This window comes from Collimonas antrihumi (genome assembly GCF_018304965.1).
Classification (GTDB): domain Bacteria; phylum Pseudomonadota; class Gammaproteobacteria; order Burkholderiales; family Burkholderiaceae_D; genus Collimonas; species Collimonas antrihumi.
This window is the reverse complement of sequence record NZ_JAGQED010000007.1, coordinates 61,909-78,763: the sequence shown is the minus strand read 5'-3', so window position 1 is coordinate 78,763 and position 16,855 is coordinate 61,909. Positions and strand designations below refer to the sequence as shown.

Below are 16,855 nucleotides of genomic sequence, written 5' to 3'. Positions count from 1 at the left end.
CTCAAGCTTCCAGTTCGTGACGATAAGGAATCGAGGTTTGCGCACCGATGCGCGCCACACTCAAGGCTGCCGCGCGTTGGCCGAAGGCGATGGCGTCAGCTTCGCTGCGGCCTTCGGCCAGCGCGGCGACAAAACCGCCAATGAAGGTATCACCGGCGGCGGTAGTATCGAGCGCCTTGGTCGGCTGCGCGGCAAAATGGATGGAGCCGGACGATAACGCCGCATAGACGCCCTTCTCACCCAGCGTGACCAGCACGTTGGCGCTGCCATTAGTGCGCAATTTTGCGACCGCCGCTTCGATTGCAGCATCGTTATCCAGGCTGGCGGCGCTCAAGCCGGCCAGCATGGCAGCCTCGATTTCGTTCGGAATCAAGTATTCCACTTGCGCCAGCAAATCGGCTGGCAACGCCAGCGTCGGCGCCGGCGCCGGATTCAATACCACGATCTTGCCGAGTTCATGCGCCAGCTTGATTGCATGACGCACCGTGGCAAGCGGCGTTTCCAGCTGCAACACGACGATACGCGACTGTTCGATCAAATTGCGTGCGGCGTCGATATGAGCCGGGCTCAGCGCGTCATTGGCGCCGGCGGCCAGCACGATACTGTTCTGACCACTGGCATCGACCAGGATCGAGGCCACGCCTGAAGCTTCGCCTGCTATTGTGCTGACATGGCTGTCGTCGATGCCGTCGTTGCGCAATGCGGCGCGCAGTTCTACGCCGAATGCATCGTCGCCCAGACAGGCGATCATCGCCACCTTCACGCTATCGGCGCTGAGGCGCGCGCAAGCGACTGCCTGATTCGCGCCCTTGCCGCCGGAAATGGTCTGGAAGCGGCCGCCGGACAAGGTTTCACCGGGATGCGGCATGCGCGGCACGCGTAGCACCAGGTCCATGTTGATACTGCCGATGATGACGATCATGTGTATTCTTAAAAATAAAGGTGACTAAAATTCAAGCTGTCACGACTTTACAGTCGAGTCGCGGATGTGCAGTTCTGGAGCGATCGAAATCCGTTGCAAGGGACGGTCTGGCGTTGCAATCCGCTGCAGCAGGCATTCGGCGGTAATTTGTCCCAGCCTGCGTGTATTCTGCGCCACACTGGTCAAGGTCGGATGGACAAACTGCGCCAGGTCGATATCATCGAAACCCACCACCGCCAGCGCGTCAGGCACCGCGATGCCGCGCTCCGCCGCAGCACGCAAAGCACCGATCGCCATCAGATCGTTACAGCAGAAAATCGCATCCGGTGCTTGCGGCAATGCCAGCAGGCTGCGTGCCGCCAGATAACCGCCGGCGCTGGTGAAATCGGCGTAGGCCAGTAATGACTCCGAAAGTTCGACTCCTGCAGCCAGCATAGTCTGGCGCAAGCCGCCAATCCGCTCACGGGAAATAGCGATGTCTTGCGGGCCGCCGATACAAGCGATGCGGCGGCGCCCCAAACTCAGCAGATGCGCAGCCGCCAACGCACCACCGGCCGCATTGTCGACCGCCACCAGATCGATCGCCATGTCTTTCGGCGCACGATCCAGCAGCACGGTCGGCACCTTCATCTTGCGCAGCAGTTCGCCATCGGTTTGCGCCAGCGTAGCCACGATCAGGCCATCGCAACGCTTGGTCAGCAGCACGTTCAGATAGTCGCGCTGCTTGGCTGGATCGTCATCGGAATTGCACAAGATGACGCTGTAGCCGGCGGCATAACAACTGTCTTCGATACCGCGCGCCACTTCGGAAAAATACGGATTGGTGTTGTTCGGGATAATCAGGCCGATGCTGCCGGTGGCCTTGCTTTTCAAAGACCGCGCCAGCGCGCTCGGCACGTAGGCCAGCGACTCCACCGCCGCCAGCACCCGCGCGCGGGCATCGTCGCTGACCGGGCGGGTCTGGTTCAGGACGTGCGAAACCGTGGTGTATGAGACTCCGGCCGTGCGCGCCACATCCTTGATGGTTGCCATATTATTTACTCAATAGCTGATTGCGGAGCCGTAGCTTACATAACTTATGGTTGGATTAGTGCGTAGAACGCTCACCGCGGCGGCGATAAGTATCCAGTACCACCGCTGCAACAATTACCAGTCCGGTGATGATGCGTTTCATCGGCTCGCTGACGCCGACTTGCGCCAGCCCCGCTTCCAGCACAGAGATAATCAAGACCCCGATGAAAGTGCTGATCACCGAGCCACGCCCGCCCATCAGGCTGGTGCCGCCGATCACCACCGCCGCGATCACTTGCAGCTCCATGCCGACGCCGCCATTCGGATCGGCCGCTTCCAGCCGCGACACCTGGAACAGCGCGCCAACGCCAGCCAGCAAACCCATCAGTGCGAACACCAGCACCTTGCTAGGACGTGGATTGATCCCAGACAAACGCACCGCTTCCTCATTGGTGCCGATGCCGATCCAGTGGCGTCCCAGTACGGTCTTGGTCAATACCAGATGACCAACGATGACGATCACGATGGCCGACAGGAAGGCCGGCGACATGCCGAACAAGATCGGCGAGCTGATACCGTCCACTGCGCTACCGATATATTCAGTGCGCGAATTGGTGACCTGATAAGCCAGGCCGCGCGCCATTTCCAGCACACCCAGCGAGACGATGAACGAAGGAATCCGCCAGCCGACCGAAATCAAACCGGTCACCATGCCGCAAAGGCTGGCCACGAACACGCCCAGCACAGCGGCTGCAAACAAAGGCCAGCCCCAGCGCACCATTGCCATCGACAGCACCGAAGCCGCCAGCGCCATCACTGAACCAACCGAAAGATCGATACCGCCGATGATCAATACAAAGGTCATGCCGACCGCCATCACCACCAGCGTCGGAATGTCGTTCGACAAAGTAGTAAACGTGGCAGCGGTCAGGAAATTTTCACTTAAGAAAGAGAACAGCACGCACATCGCAAGCAGCGCGCCGATCAGGCCCAGGTAATTCTTCAGGCCGGACATGCTTCGGGTAAAAGAGAGAGTTGTCATGATTTTCTATTATGTTGATTGCGGCGCGCTATTGCTGTGCGCTTCAGGCGGTTTGCGCGGTTGTCGAATCTGCAGGAGTGCTGCCGCTGCCGTTTCCATTGCCATTCACATAGCCGCTGAACGCCGCCGCCAGAATCTTCTCCTGGCTCCATTCGCCACGCTCGAAGGTGTCGACCAGCTTGCCGGCGCTCATCACTGCGATGCGATCGCAAATCAGCATCAGTTCGCGCAGGTCGCTGGAAACGATCAACAGCCCCTTGCCTTGCCGCGACAATTCGGCCAGCAATTTGTAGATATCGAACTTGGCGCCGATGTCGATGCCTCGGGTCGGCTCGTCGAACAGCATGATCGGGCAATCGCGATATAGCCAGCGCGCGATAACCACCTTCTGCTGGTTACCGCCGGAAAGTTCTCCCGCCGCCTGCAGGCCGTTGCGCGAGCGGATCCGCAAGCGCTTGATGTAATCGTCGGCGACCTCGGCTTCCGCCTGTTGATCCAGCACTCCGAGCTTGCTGACGGAAGACAACTTGGCCAACGTGGTGTTGAGTCCGATCGATTGCGACAGCAGCAAGCCCTGGCTCTTGCGGTCTTCGGTGATCATGGCGATGCCGGCTGCGATGGCTTCTTTCGGTGATGAAATTTTCGCCGCTTGCGTTTGATCGCCGATGAATACTTCACCCTGATCGGCGCGATCCGCACCGAAAACCAGGCGCAGCAATTCGGTACGGCCAGAGCCGATCAAGCCGGCAACACCGAGAATTTCACCGGCACGCAAATCGAATGAGGTAGGTGCTACCACCGCGCCGCGGCCGATATCGCGCACGCGCAACAAGGGTGCACCGATAGTGCGATGGCCAAGATCCAGCTCGGCTTCCGCAGTGCGGCCGACCATCAGTTGCACCAGCGCGTCTGTGCTGTAGCCGCCGATAGCGTCGTCGCATACCAGCTGGCCATCGCGCAATACGGCGATGCGGTCGGCAACCCGCTTCAACTCTTCCAGCCGATGCGAGATATAGATGATGGCGACGCCTTCCGACTGCAGTCGCGCAATCTGCGTGAACAGTAATTCGACCTCGCGGTTGGTCAGCATGGCGGTAGGTTCGTCGAGTACCAGCAAGCGGCAGCTACCGATCAGGTTGCGCGCAATCTCCACCATTTGCTGATGACCCACGCCCAGCTCGCCGACAGGCGTCCAGGGATCGATATCGGCCATGCCTACCGCCGCCATCTGGACTCGCGTAGCCTGCGCCAGCGCGGTCTTGTCGATCCAGCCGAAGCGATGCGGCAGCTGGTTGAAGTACAGGTTTTCGGCAATGCTCAGGGTTGGAATCAGGTTCAGTTCCTGCATCACCATGCGGATGCCGAGATGCTCGGCTTCTTTACGCGAATCCGGTTGATAATTCTGGCCGTCAAGCAGCATGCTGCCCGTGGTTGCATCTACCAGGCCGCAGACGATTTTCGACAGCGTGCTTTTGCCTGCGCCGTTTTCACCGGTCAGGGCCAGTATCTGACCCGGGCTGATGCTGATTGAGACATCGCTCAATACCGGTTCGACGTAGGTCTTGCCAATTCCGGTCAAGCTTAATAAGGGAACTGCAGATGCAGCGGCACGCACCTCAGACTGGTGCGCCGCAATGAATTCGTTGGACATTCTGTCCTCCACCATGACAGCTTTACTTAAGCTGATTGGGGACAGGGTGATCCGCCACACGCTTGGCTTGGCGGCTCCTTGACCCTGTCCCGCAATTACGTTGCGCAGTTACGTTAATTACTTGCTGTCTTTCGTCACCAGCGCGACCTTGGTTTCAACAGTGCCGCCGAGCGTGTTCTGGGCTTTCTTGTCGGTAATCGCCTTCAATACCGTCTCGATGCCGAACACCGCTTGTTGCGAAGCAAACTGATCGGCTGTCGCCAGCACGCGGCCATCTTTCAGCATCGGCTTGATGGCGTTGATGTTGTCGTAGCCAACCACCAGCACTTTGCCGGTCTTGCCGGCAGCCTTGACCGCAGCAACCGCGCCCAGGGCCATGTTGTCGTTACCAGCCAGCAATGCCTTGATATCCGGATGCGCATTCAGCATGGCGGCCGCAATCTGGTTCCCCGGCGCCATTTCCCATTGGCCGGATTGCACGCCAACCACATTCGCGCCAACTGCGCTCATGGCGTCCTGGAAGCCCAGCGTGCGTTGCTGTGCATTGATGGTCGTGGACACGCCTTCGATGATGCCGACCTTGTCGCCGCGCTTGATCTGCTTGGCCAGGTAGTCGCCGACCAGCTTGGCGCCCTTGCGGTTATCCGGACCGACGAACGGCACCGTGATGCCTTTTTCCTTCAGCGCGGCGTCATCCAGCTTGTTGTCGATGTTCACAACGATGATGCCGGCGTCGATAGCTTTCTTGATGACAGGCACCAGTGCTTTCGAATCGGCGGGAGCGATCACCAGGCCGTTGACCTTGGAAACGATCATCTGCTCGACGATCTTGATCTGGTTCGAGGTGTCTTGTTCGTCCTTGATGCCGTTGGCAATCAGGTCATATTGCGCGGCGTGGGCTTTTTGATGTTCTTTGGCGCCGTTTTCCATGGTCAGGAAAAATTCATTGGCCAGCGATTTCATCACCAGTGCCACTTTAGGTTTGGCTGCGGTCTGCGCCATGGCAGGCAGAGAAGGCAATGCACAGACGAGAACGGTGGCAGCAATCAGCTTGAGGCGGATACGGGTATTCATCGACAGTCTCCAGAGAGTTTTTATTAACTGCGTTTATTAACTGCGTTTATTAACTGCGGTTATTAAACGCGTTGTCGGACGGCATATCCGTTCGGATCGGCATGCCATCATTTGGAACGCGCAAACGTTTGCGCGTTTTTTTGATGATAGCACCAGATCCGGGGAAAATTCAAGGTCGCCGCATTGCTTAATAAAACGATAATAAAACTGTCCGGGAGGCTCATTTGGATAAATTTTTGATCTTTAAGCCGGGTGTAATCAGGCCGACAGATAGCGTTCCAGGCGCTGCACGCCATCTTCCAGACGTTCCAGGGAACTGGCAAAACACCAGCGCACATAGCCCTCGCCTTCAGGACCGAAGGCATTGCCCGGCGCCAGGCCCAGTCCGGCATCGCGCACCAGTTGCTTGCACAACTCCAGGCTATCGTCGACGCCGTCGACGCGGAAGAACAGGTACATCGCGCCCTTGGGCCGTGGCGCAGTAATCCCCGGCAAGGCGTTCAAGCGCTGATACAGGAAGTCGCGCGCTGCACGATAACGGGCCACCGTGCTGCCGATGATTTCATCGCCCCGCTCGATGGCGACGACGCCGGCGCGTTGTATGAACCCCGGCGCGCAAGAAGTGTTGTACTCGATCAGCTTGCCGATATCCGTCATCAGCGTCGGCGGCGCCACCAGCCAGCCAAGCCGCCAGCCGGTCATCAGCCAGGACTTGGAAAAACTGTTGGATGAAATCAGCCGGTCGTCGGCAGCGGCGATGTCCAGGAAGGATGGCGCACACTGCGGCGCATCGGCCTGCTCGGTATACACCAGCCGCTCATAGACATCGTCGGCAACAATCCAGATGCCGTGCCGGCGGCAGTGCGCCAGGACGATTTCCTGCTGCTCGCGCGGCATGACCCAGCCGGTCGGATTATTCGGCGAATTCAGCAAGACTGCGCGGGTGTCCGGCGTCAAGGCGTCCAGCAATTGCTGCAGATCGAGTTCCCAGGTCTGGCCGAACTGCAGGGCCACCCGCACGACTTCGGCGCCGAGGATCTTCGGGATTTCGGCAACGTTCGGCCACAGCGGCGTTACCGCCACCACCCGGTCTCCGGGGTTGATAATCAGCTGCGACAACACCATCAACGCCGATACGCCGGAGGAAGTAACCGCTATCCTGCTGGCGTCTACCGGTTGATGCAGAGCAGATAAATAACTGGCAATAGCAGCGCGCAAAGGCGGGATGCCATAGTTGTGGGTGTAGAACGTGTCACCGTCATCGAGCCCGGCCTTGGCCGCGTCGCGAATGAAACTCGGGGTCACCTGATCCGGCTCACCGAACCAGAACGGCAATACATCGTCGCGGCCCATCCCGACGTTGGCGACCTCGCGGATACGCGAAGCTTCAAGTTGGCGCACCACGGCGCGGGCAACGGCAGGATGATCCAAAGGCATGGCAATATCCGGTGAGCGAAAGCGACAAGCAAGTGTAGCCGAAAGATGATGTAGGGTGGGCACGCATGCCCACGCGGAACTCACACCATCTACCTACATCCCTGCTTCCGCGCCACTTAGGTCCGTACTCCGGTTATCGCGGTCACGCGTGGGCATGCGTGCCCACCCTACGTAGATCAAGCTTTATGCGGCTTTGCGCTTGGCGACCACTTTCTTTGGCGCCGCCTTTTTAGCTGCCGGTTTCTTGGCCGCCGGCTTCTTGGCTGCCGGTTTTTTCGCTACCACCGCTGCTTCGCCATCTTCCCCTTCGACTACAGCCGCTTTTGCCTTGCCCTTGGCTGGCGCCTTGGCTTTGCGCTCTTCAAACTCGAAGCTGACCTTGCCATCCTTGCCCTTGACCAGGAAAGCTTTGAACGGCCGGCGCGTACGTTGCGAAATAAAGCCGGGCAACAAATCGGTCTTGCCATCGTTGAGCAACTTGACCATTTGCTCCGGCAAGATCTCTTGCTGGAGAATGATGCGGCCGCTGCGGAAATCGCAAGCTTTCGGTTTGGCTACGGATTTTTCGCAGACGTAAGCCAAGCCCATTTCATAGACGCCACTGGCGCATTTCGGACATGGGCCAAGCGCGGTCTGGCCGGTGAAATCGACGCCCTCGCCATCTTCGCCTTCGCCGTCGTTCTGGCCGAAATCGAATTCCAGCTTGAAGTTCTTGATCTCTTCGTCACGGCTGATTTTCAGGATCGCGGCAAACGGCCGGCCCATCTTCGAGCGGAAGCCTTGCAGCGGACCGATGGTGCGGTTGGTCAGCAATTCCTCGACTTCAGGAATTTCAAACTGACGGCTGCCCGGTGTCTTGCTCATCGAGAATTCGCATTTGGTACAAGCGAAGCGACGATAGTTTTCCTTGACCACGCTGCCGCAATTCGGACATGGCGCCAGCAAGGTAGCGTAATCGCCAGGGATAGTGTCGTTATCGTATTCCTTGGCGCGCTTGACAATGATCTGGGTCAGCTGCGCGATTTCACGCATGAACTCTTCACGACTGATGGTGCCGCGCTCGATCTGTGACAGCTTGTGTTCCCATTCGCCGGTCAGCTCTGGCTCGGTCAGCTCGTCCACGCCGAGGCCGTGCAACAAAGTCATCAACTGGAATGCCTTGGCGGTCGGCATCATTTCCCGGCCTTCGCGCAGCAGGTATTTTTCGTTCAGCAAACCTTCGATGATGGCAGCGCGCGTGGCTGGCGTGCCGAGGCCCTTGCCGGCCATGGCTTCACGCAGATCGCCATCGTCCAGCAGTTTTCCCGCACCTTCCATCGCCGACAGCAACGTCGCTTCGGTGTAGCGCGCGGGCGGCTTGGTGACCAGACCGTTGGCGGTAATCTTGTCGGTCTTGACCTTTTCATCCTTGGCCACGGCAACCAGCGTGCCGCTGTTTTCCGGATCTTTCTCATCCGCGGCTTCCTTGCCGTAGATCGCCAGCCAGCCCGGATTCGTCATGACCTTGCCTTCAGTCTTGAACTGATGGCCGGACACTTCGGTGTAGCGGGTGGTGACCTGGAACTCGGCGGCCGGAAAAAATACCGCCATGAAACGGCGGGTAACCAGGTCGTACAGCTTCTGTTCCGGCTCCGACAGATTCTTCGGCGCCTGAGTGGTGGGAATGATCGCAAAGTGATCGCTGATCTTGGTGTTGTCGAAGATCCGCTTGTTCGGCTTGACCCAGCCCTTGTTCAGGATCTGCGCAGCGAACTGCTGATAGTTATTGTTCTCCGAGACCGTTTCCAGCGTTTGCTTGACGGTGCTCAGGTAATCTTCCGGCAGGTGGCGCGAGTCGGTACGCGGATAGGTCAGCACCTTGTGCTTTTCGTACAGTGCTTGCGCCAGGCCAAGCGTGTTCTTGGCGGAGAAGCCAAAGCGCGAGTTGGCTTCGCGCTGCAGGCTGGTCAGGTCGAACAGCGCCGGCGCCATCGAGGTGGTCGGCTTCGACTCTTCGCGCACATTGCCCAGCTTGCCGCGGCAAGCGGCAACGATGGATTCGGCGGCAGCTTTGCTCCACAAGCGCTCGGCACGTTTTTCCGGATCGGTTTCATCCTTCTTGTGCGCGGTATCGAGCCAGCGGCCTTCGTAGATACCGGCTGCGCAGACGAAATCGGCGCGCACTTCCCAGAAATCGCGCGGCACGAATTTCTTGATCTTCTCTTCGCGCTCGACCACGATCGACAAGGTCGGTGTCTGCACCCGGCCGACGGTGGTCAAATAGAAACCGCCTTCTTTCGAATTGAAAGCGGTCATTGCACGCGTGCCGTTGATGCCGATCAGCCAGTCTGCTTCGCTGCGGCAGCGGGCGGCGTCGGCCAGCGGCAGCATGTCCTTGTCTTCACGCAAGTGGGTGAAACCGTCGCGTATCGCGCCCGGCGTCATCGATTGCAACCAGAGCCGCTTGACCGGCTGCCTGGCTTTCGTATATTGCGCGATCAGGCGGAAAATCAGCTCGCCTTCACGCCCGGCGTCACAGGCATTGATCAGTGCAGTGACATCCTTGCGCTTGATCAGCTTGTTGAGCACCTTGAGGCGCGACTCGGTCTTGGCGATCGGGTTCAGCGCGAAGTGCGGCGGAATCATCGGCAGATGGGTGAAAGTCCATTTGCCGCGCTTGACGTCGTACTCTTCAGGAACGGCAATTTCCAGCAGATGGCCGACCGCCGAGGACAGGACGTATTCGTCGGATTCGAAGTACTCATCGTGCTTGGTGAAGCCGCCGAGCGTCTTCGCGATGTCGTTCGCGACAGATGGTTTCTCAGCAATGATGAGGGTCTTGCTCATAGTGTTGTCTCGAAAGTTACGCGCATCATAATCAGGATAAGAAGCAGGATAAAGAGCGCATGTTTTGCTTTTGCACGTAAGTGGCAGCCTGTGAATTTAGTTGCTAACGGGAAATCACCCGTAATATATCAGTAAACCAAGCAGCAAACCCCGCAGCAAACTCATTGCAGTAACTCGCAACAAATTTCACAGCCTGCGCCGCATTAATGCGGCCAATGATAAGCGGGTTGTTGGAAAAATCGCAAGCGCCGTGACCCCGGTCTGCGGTCTGGCCATCCTGCGGCAGGTATAAGCGGCGTTTAGTGCAGCTGGCGTGGCTCAGGATCGTCGTCTTCGTCGATAAACAGTTCGTCGAACATCAAGCCGTCCGGCTCCTTGCCCTGGCTCCATAGCACCATCAACACGATCACCTTGAGTTTATCGAGCGGGACCGGCGTCTCGCTGACGGACAACGCGCGTTCAATGACAATCTCGCGTTGCACCGGGTTGAGCATCTTGGCCGACTCCAGGAACTGGATGAAACCAATCGCGGGAATGCCCAGCACGTCGATTTCCTGCTGAGCATAAAAGCGGATGCCAAAAGAAAAAGCGGTTTGCTGCGGGTATTTATCGGCGAACTCGTGGTTGGTTTCCGCCAGATCGGTCAGCCAGCCGAGCGCCTTGGCGATTTCGTCTTCTTCAAAGCCGATGGCTGACAGCTTCTTGACCAAAGCCTCCGGTTCAGGGCAGGCGTCGGGCCGATAATAAGTTTCATACAGATAAACAAGGACTTCAAACATGGTTCTACTGTATCGCTAAGGTAAGAATATGACAAGGTAAGACAGGTAAAGTACAACGTAACCGTGAAAACAACTGGAAACTGACTGCTTCTGGCGCTTCTGACTGCACGGTATACGTATACAAGTATCGCAGGATTTATGCAACGCTGCCCGAAATGACAAATTGCCATCAAGACAAAAATGGTCCATATCAGCCGATACGGCGATAAATTCCGCCCGGCAAAACCTCAATCAGTCCCGCCAGTTCCAGCTCAAGCAGTTGGCCGTTCAGGCTGGCCGCATCGTTGCCGCTGCGCTCGGCCAGAACGTCGAAACTGACCGGATCATACCCGAGTACAGCAAGTAACCCCTGCAACCCCTGATTGGCGCTGCCCACAGCTGCGGCAACCTGTGTCGCAGGAATGCTGGCCTGCACGGCCGCCGCCCCGTGCAAGGGGCCCAGCTCTTCCAGGATATCCTGCGCCGACTCCACCAGCTTGGCCCCCTGCTTGATCAGCTGGTGGCAGCCTTTGGACAAAGGCGAGTGAATCGATCCGGGAATCGCGAACACGTCGCGTCCCTGCTCCGCCGCCATCCTGGCAGTGATCAGCGAGCCGGACTGTGCTGCGGCCTCCACCACCAGCACGCCGCGCGCCAGACCCGAAATGATGCGGTTGCGACGCGGGAAATTGGCCGCTATGCCGGGCATTCCCAGCGGGTACTCGCTGACGATGCAACCGGCCTCGGCAATCTGATGCGCCAGCCCGCGATTGCGCGCCGGGTAAACAATATCGGCGCCGGTGCCGATTACCGCCACCGTGCTGCCGCCGTCGGGACTGCCAGCGGCACCGCGCAAAGCGCCTTGATGCGCAGCGGCGTCCACTCCCAAAGCCATGCCGGAGATGATGGTCAGGCCACGCTGACTGAGGATTTCGGCGAAACGATCGGCATTGGCAATGCCCTGCGCCGTAGCGTTGCGGCTGCCGACCACTGCCATGGCCCGCCGCGTGAGCAATTCGGCACGCCCCTTCACATACAACATGAGCGGCGGGTCGGAGATATCCAGCAAGGCTTGCGGATAGACGCTGTCGGCCAAGGTGAATAACTGATTGCCGGGTTGCTGCAGCCATTCCAGCGTGCGTGCCGTCAGTGCCCGGACAGCATCCGACGGCGCCGCCAGCAAGGCGTAGGCAATCCGTTCCGGCACGACTTTGTGCAAGGCCGAGAAGGACGAGGAAAAGATATTTTCCGGCAGACCGAAGGCAACCAGCAGCCGGCGCGCGGTTTCCGCGCCGACCCCGGCAGTCTGCTCGAGACGCAACCAGGCTGTCAGTTCGTCTGCGTCGGTTGTCTTGGTTACGGCAGGCGGATGGCGGTTTGTGCCGCCGCCATCGTCATGAAGATTATCGTTATTTATCGTTGTCAACAGCGGCAAAGGCCTTTACTTTACTCTGGCGATCTGGCGATGTCACCGATATCGACCGGGTTCTGGACTTCCATGATCAAGCCATACGAAATATGGTTGAACACGCGGAAAATGAACAGGGTACCGTATTGTTCGTCCGGCAGCTTGACCTTGTTGTTATGATCGGCAGAATCCTTAACGGTTTTACCGAAACGGTACAGCTGCAACACCGTGCCGACATCGATATTGTCAGCTTTGCCGCGGTTGATGGTCAGGATCTGGTTCTGCGCAGCAGTTGCCACGCCGCCATAGACCGAAACCACGCGAGCCTGGACATCGCTGGCCGGTGCATGCGGCACATAATTCAGGATCGGTTCAACCGGCCGTGGAATGATGCGATCGCCGACCTGCATTTCTTCCTTGGTGTCGACCACGCTGAATGTCGCAGCTTCGTCGGGAGTTTTGCCTCTGCGGTCCAGTTTCAGGGTACCGAGGTACAGCGCTTCATTGGCGATGACCTTGCCGGTATCCGGATCCCTGAGTGGATTGCCGGGACGGAAAACCTGGAACGCAGTAGCGTCGGTCAGGTCGCCACGCACATAGGCTTTATCATTCTTACCCAGATTCAGATGGCCATCCTGGACTGCCACGATATGCGGCGCATTCTGCAAATCGTCGCCTTCGATGATCAGCGGTTGCGACAGGAAAGGGCCGATGGCGTCGGTCGAAATGGCTGTGATCGCATTGCGTCCGATACCTTGCACGCGCGTTTGCGGCGACAATTTCACGACACCGGGTTCGCCGCTGGTTGTATTGCCAAGGCGCAGGCGGCCATTGGCGCGGTCGAAATAAACGATCTGGCCTGGATAAATCCAATGCGGATTGCGAATCTGGTCCTGGTTCAAGCCCCACACTTGCGGCCAGCACCACGGGTGTTGCAAGAATTTTCCGGAAATTCCCCACAGCGTATCGCCGCGCACCACCACATGCTGATCCGGAGCGTTGGCTAAAAATTCACAACGCGTGGTCTTGGCAGCCTGGGCGTGAACCATGCCTGAGAAGCCAAATCCGGTGCTTAAAGCAAGAAGGAGTGCAGCTGTGCTAAACTTTTTCATATTGTTTCCGGTGGATACTGCGTTAAATTGGCGCTTACACCCCAGGAGTCTGCTGGATTTAGGGGATCGAAGCGAAAAAATAGCTGCGCGAGGACAGATTTTGCCGGGTTCGCAGTGTCAATAGTTAGCTATTGACCAAGAGCACGGTGAAATATGGACCGCTCAGGTATTTTTGTAGCCGATCATCCTAAGTCCAGCAGATTCCTTGTTCATCGCCACGGCTGATCGAGGCAAAGCAAAAAACTTGCCATAGTGAATCAAATTTTGCCCATAATCGATTGAACTAGCAAGAGAAAACCCCTTCCAAATCGCCTAAATTGTTACGTAACCTTGTATGTCTTTATTAAATATCCTGCGTTACCCTGACGCTCGTTTGCACAAAATTGCCAAACCAGTGACAGTTTTTGACACTCGGCTCAAAAAATTGATCGCCGACATGGCCGAGACCATGTACGAAGCGCCGGGTGTCGGCCTGGCTGCCTCGCAAGTCGACGTCCATGAACAGCTGATGGTCATCGACACGTCCGATACCGGCAACGACCTGCGCGTTTTCATTAATCCGCAGATTCTCTGGGCCAGTGAAGAAAAGCAGATTTACGACGAAGGCTGCCTGTCGGTGCCTGGCGTCTACGATGGCGTCGAACGCCCGGCGCGGGTCAAGGTGCGCGCCCTGGATGCCGACGGCAAACCGTTCGAAGTCGACGCCGATGGCTTGCTGGCAGTGTGTATCCAGCATGAGATGGATCATTTGATGGGCAAGGTATTCGTTGAATACCTGTCGCCTTTGAAGCGCAACCGGATCAAGGCCAAGATGCTCAAGGAAGAACGCGAGCAGAAGCGCGACAAGCAATACGCTACCAGATAAGCATCTCCCCCATGTTGCGGGACAAAGTGTGAGAAACGCCTGGCGACTCTTGCACCTTGTCCCGCAATCGTTTTTGGCCTCCTGCTGCTGTACTATCGCCCCATGAAAATCATCTTCGCCGGTACCCCCGAATTCGCCGCCGTGGCGCTCAAAGCCCTGCACGACGCCGGTCATCAGATTCCGCTGGTGCTGACCCAGCCCGATCGCCCGGCCGGCCGCGGCATGCAACTGCATGCATCGCCGGTCAAACAATTTGCATTGGAACATCAGATACCGGTAGCGCAACCGGTCTCGCTGCGGCTGGATGGCAAGTATCCGGAGATAGCCAAAGAGGCGCATGAACTTTTGCGGGCAACGCCACATGACATCATGGTGGTCGCCGCTTACGGCTTGATCCTGCCGCTTAGCGTCTTGAACATTCCACCACTCGGCTGCCTGAACATCCACGGTTCGCTGCTGCCGCGCTGGCGTGGCGCCGCCCCCATCCACAGGGCGATTGAAACCGGCGACAGCGAAACCGGCATCACCATCATGCAAATGGATCAGGGGCTGGATACCGGCGCCATGCTGTTGATCGAAAAAATGGCGATCAGCGCCGACGACACCACCGGCACCTTGCATGACAAGATGGCAAAACTCGGTGGCGACATGATCGTCGAAGCCCTACGCCGTCTGGAGCAGAACGCCCTGCCGGCGACGCCGCAGCCGGAGCAAGGCGTGACCTATGCCGCCAAGATCAGCAAGGAAGAAGCCGCCCTCGATTTCACACTGCCAGCCGATGTGTTGGAGCGCAAGATACGCGCGTTCAATCCGTTCCCCGCCGCCTCCGCCGCGTTCGCCGGAGTCACCTTGAAATTGTGGCAGGCAAAAGTCGTTGCCTCGGATGGCAAGCACGCGCCAGGAACAATCATCAGCGCCGATCCGCAAGATGGCGTGATCGTGGCTTGCGGTAGTGATGCATTGCGTATTACAGAATTGCAGAAACCGGGTGGCAAGCGCCTGCCGGTGGCTGAGTTTCTGAAGGCTTTCCCGATGCAAGGCGGGAAGTTCGACTAAGCGATCAACACGCATTCCAGATTTTGAGCGCCGCGCCAGACCGCATGCGGCGCCAACGTAATCGGATGCTCGACCGTGGCAGCCTCGACACACACGAAGTGACGATAAGAGTCCAGCCTCAGGTCGGGAATTTGCTCGCAGCCGTTTTCCCAAGGATTCCACACTACAGCATCGGCAAACCCGGTCTGGGTTGCAATCGTGCTTTGCTTGCGGCCGCTTAGGGTGATCGGTTTATCGACCGCAAAATAAGCCCGGTCAACCTCCCTGGTGATATGCAGGACTTCTTCATCCGCAATCTTGATCCGTCGGTTGTCGACAGAGTCGCGATAACGATAGCCGTTGAGTCCGTACACAGCGGCATCGGCAATATCTGCATTCAAATAGGTGTGCAAGGCACAGGTGAATGCGAAAGGCAGATCGCCATTGTTCGTCACCGTCAGCTCGGTATTCAACATCTCGCCGGAAAATAGCACGCGCAATTCGAGCGCAAACGCATGTGGAAATACCAGCCTGGTTTTCTCTGAATCGGCCAGGCCGAGGCGAATCAATCCGCTGCCGTCTATCTGGCGCGAAGCCTCAAGCAAGGTCCAGGCGCTGGTGCGTGCAAAACCATGCTTGGGCAACGGTCCTTCGCTGGCGAATTGCGGAAAAATCACCGGGATGCCGCCGCGGATGGCGCTGTCGCTAAGCCATGAATTCAACGGACTCATGAACAAACGCTCGACGCCATCCGGCGTGCGCCAGGAACAGACATGGCCGCCATGCAGCGTCACTCCCACCTGCGTGCCATCGGCGGCAGTTGCAATGATGAAATCGTCGGTCGCTTGCAGATTTTCTGAGTTTGGCAAAATCATGTCTCCTGTGGCTAGATGCATATTATGCTCCAACCTGCTTTATGGCGAACGCCAGAAACTCCGTCATCTCCGCGAACGCGGACACCAAGGTGGGGCACCAAGGTGGAGAATCCAAGTTACTGATTAAAATGGATTCCCGCGTTCGCGGGAATGACGGGGTCGCCTAGACGGGGTCGCCGAGACGCAGGAGGAATTATTCGACTTGACCTTATGCTGACCTGGGAACCGGAACGGCGAGACTGATCCCGTGTTGCGTAAAGCCGAAATTTTCATAGAAACGATGCGCATCCATGCGCTTCAGATTGGACGACAGCGCAATCTTGTAGCATCCAGCCTCGCCGGCAATCCGCACGGCATGATCCAGCATCGCGCTGCCGATGCCTTGGCCACGGCATGCGCGGCTGATGACGACGGCATCCATCACTGCCTGCTGTGTACCTTCATGGGTCAGGCTGCAGAAAGCCAGAAGGCTGAAAGTGCCCACCGCAACGTCGTCGGCATAAACCAGGAACGCTCGGAAATACGGATAGGCTGCCATCCTGGCCATGATCTGGCGGGCGCCGGCGGCGTCCAGCGTGGCGCGCGTCGGCTCGTCGTCCATCTCGGCCAGCAGCGCGATCAGGATCTCGGCGTCGTCAGGGGTAGCCTGGCGCACCGTAACAGTAGCGCGTGGCAAAGAATGATCGGAAGCGGTGGCAGTCATTGGTCTTTACTCCATGTCGGATTGATTCGAGAGGATAAAGACTATACCGAAAATTCCGTCCATAGAAAAATGGCGCAACCGGCTTGCGATAAATCGCAGACGGCGCGCCAATTATTGCTATGTGAGCAGAAACGGA

At 57.9% G+C, this 16,855-nt stretch carries 14 protein-coding genes; 2 read left to right on the top strand and 12 right to left on the bottom strand.

Annotation, left to right across the window (positions count from 1 at the left end; translation table 11 throughout):
• Nucleotide 1 precedes the first annotated feature (1 nt).
• The 10 genes from rbsK to KHU29_RS08775 all read right to left on the bottom strand — a co-directional run bounded on the left by rbsK (nucleotide 2) and on the right by KHU29_RS08775 (nucleotide 13,241).
• Complete coding sequence (gene rbsK, locus KHU29_RS08820; RefSeq protein ID WP_211452437.1) at nucleotides 2–922, bottom strand: ribokinase; 921 nt, start codon at nucleotides 920–922, stop codon at nucleotides 2–4.
• Nucleotides 923–961: 39 nt separating this feature from the next.
• Nucleotides 962–1,954: a LacI family DNA-binding transcriptional regulator gene (locus KHU29_RS08815; protein ID WP_211452436.1), complete on the bottom strand. Its 993-nt coding sequence runs from the start codon at nucleotides 1,952–1,954 to the stop codon at nucleotides 962–964.
• A gap of 55 nt (nucleotides 1,955–2,009) precedes the next feature.
• Nucleotides 2,010–2,975 carry an ABC transporter permease gene (locus KHU29_RS08810; RefSeq protein ID WP_211452435.1) on the bottom strand — a complete coding sequence of 322 codons (966 nt, stop codon included), beginning with the start codon at nucleotides 2,973–2,975 and terminating at the stop codon, nucleotides 2,010–2,012.
• A gap of 43 nt (nucleotides 2,976–3,018) precedes the next feature.
• A complete protein-coding gene (locus KHU29_RS08805) occupies nucleotides 3,019–4,626 on the bottom strand; it encodes a sugar ABC transporter ATP-binding protein (RefSeq protein ID WP_211452434.1) in 1,608 nt (535 codons plus the stop codon).
• A 117-nt stretch (nucleotides 4,627–4,743) separates the two neighbouring features.
• Nucleotides 4,744–5,700 (bottom strand): sugar ABC transporter substrate-binding protein, encoded by a 957-nt coding sequence (locus KHU29_RS08800; RefSeq protein WP_211452433.1) that lies wholly within the window; start codon nucleotides 5,698–5,700, stop codon nucleotides 4,744–4,746.
• Between the two features lie 258 nt (nucleotides 5,701–5,958).
• Nucleotides 5,959–7,137, bottom strand: coding sequence for a pyridoxal phosphate-dependent aminotransferase (locus KHU29_RS08795; protein ID WP_211452432.1), 1,179 nt, complete (start codon nucleotides 7,135–7,137; stop codon nucleotides 5,959–5,961).
• A gap of 183 nt (nucleotides 7,138–7,320) precedes the next feature.
• Nucleotides 7,321–9,963: a DNA topoisomerase III gene (locus KHU29_RS08790; RefSeq protein WP_211452431.1), complete on the bottom strand. Its 2,643-nt coding sequence runs from the start codon at nucleotides 9,961–9,963 to the stop codon at nucleotides 7,321–7,323.
• 299 nt (nucleotides 9,964–10,262) lie between these two features.
• Nucleotides 10,263–10,742, bottom strand: coding sequence for a Smg family protein (locus KHU29_RS08785; RefSeq protein ID WP_211452430.1), 480 nt, complete (start codon nucleotides 10,740–10,742; stop codon nucleotides 10,263–10,265).
• Nucleotides 10,743–10,932: 190 nt separating this feature from the next.
• Nucleotides 10,933–12,054, bottom strand: a complete 1,122-nt coding sequence (dprA, locus tag KHU29_RS08780; protein ID WP_246541758.1) for a DNA-processing protein DprA — start codon at nucleotides 12,052–12,054, stop codon at nucleotides 10,933–10,935.
• 113 nt (nucleotides 12,055–12,167) lie between these two features.
• Nucleotides 12,168–13,241, bottom strand: a complete 1,074-nt coding sequence (locus KHU29_RS08775) for a LysM peptidoglycan-binding domain-containing protein (protein WP_211452429.1) — start codon at nucleotides 13,239–13,241, stop codon at nucleotides 12,168–12,170.
• Between the two features lie 334 nt (nucleotides 13,242–13,575).
• Between KHU29_RS08775 and def the strand changes: the two genes are divergently transcribed.
• Together def and fmt are read left to right on the top strand one after the other, a co-directional pair.
• Nucleotides 13,576–14,106 carry a peptide deformylase gene (gene def / locus KHU29_RS08770; protein ID WP_211452428.1) on the top strand — a complete coding sequence of 177 codons (531 nt, stop codon included), beginning with the start codon at nucleotides 13,576–13,578 and terminating at the stop codon, nucleotides 14,104–14,106.
• Nucleotides 14,107–14,208: 102 nt separating this feature from the next.
• Nucleotides 14,209–15,162 carry a methionyl-tRNA formyltransferase gene (gene fmt, locus KHU29_RS08765; RefSeq protein WP_211452427.1) on the top strand — a complete coding sequence of 318 codons (954 nt, stop codon included), beginning with the start codon at nucleotides 14,209–14,211 and terminating at the stop codon, nucleotides 15,160–15,162.
• On the opposite strand, the gene KHU29_RS08760 is transcribed toward fmt, so the two are convergent.
• Nucleotides 15,159–16,010 (bottom strand): D-hexose-6-phosphate mutarotase, encoded by an 852-nt coding sequence (locus KHU29_RS08760; RefSeq protein ID WP_211452426.1) that lies wholly within the window; start codon nucleotides 16,008–16,010, stop codon nucleotides 15,159–15,161. The genes fmt and KHU29_RS08760 overlap by 4 nt on opposite strands.
• 214 nt (nucleotides 16,011–16,224) lie before the next feature.
• Nucleotides 16,225–16,719 carry a GNAT family N-acetyltransferase gene (locus tag KHU29_RS08755; RefSeq protein ID WP_211452425.1) on the bottom strand — a complete coding sequence of 165 codons (495 nt, stop codon included), beginning with the start codon at nucleotides 16,717–16,719 and terminating at the stop codon, nucleotides 16,225–16,227.
• Nucleotides 16,720–16,855 lie beyond the last annotated feature (136 nt).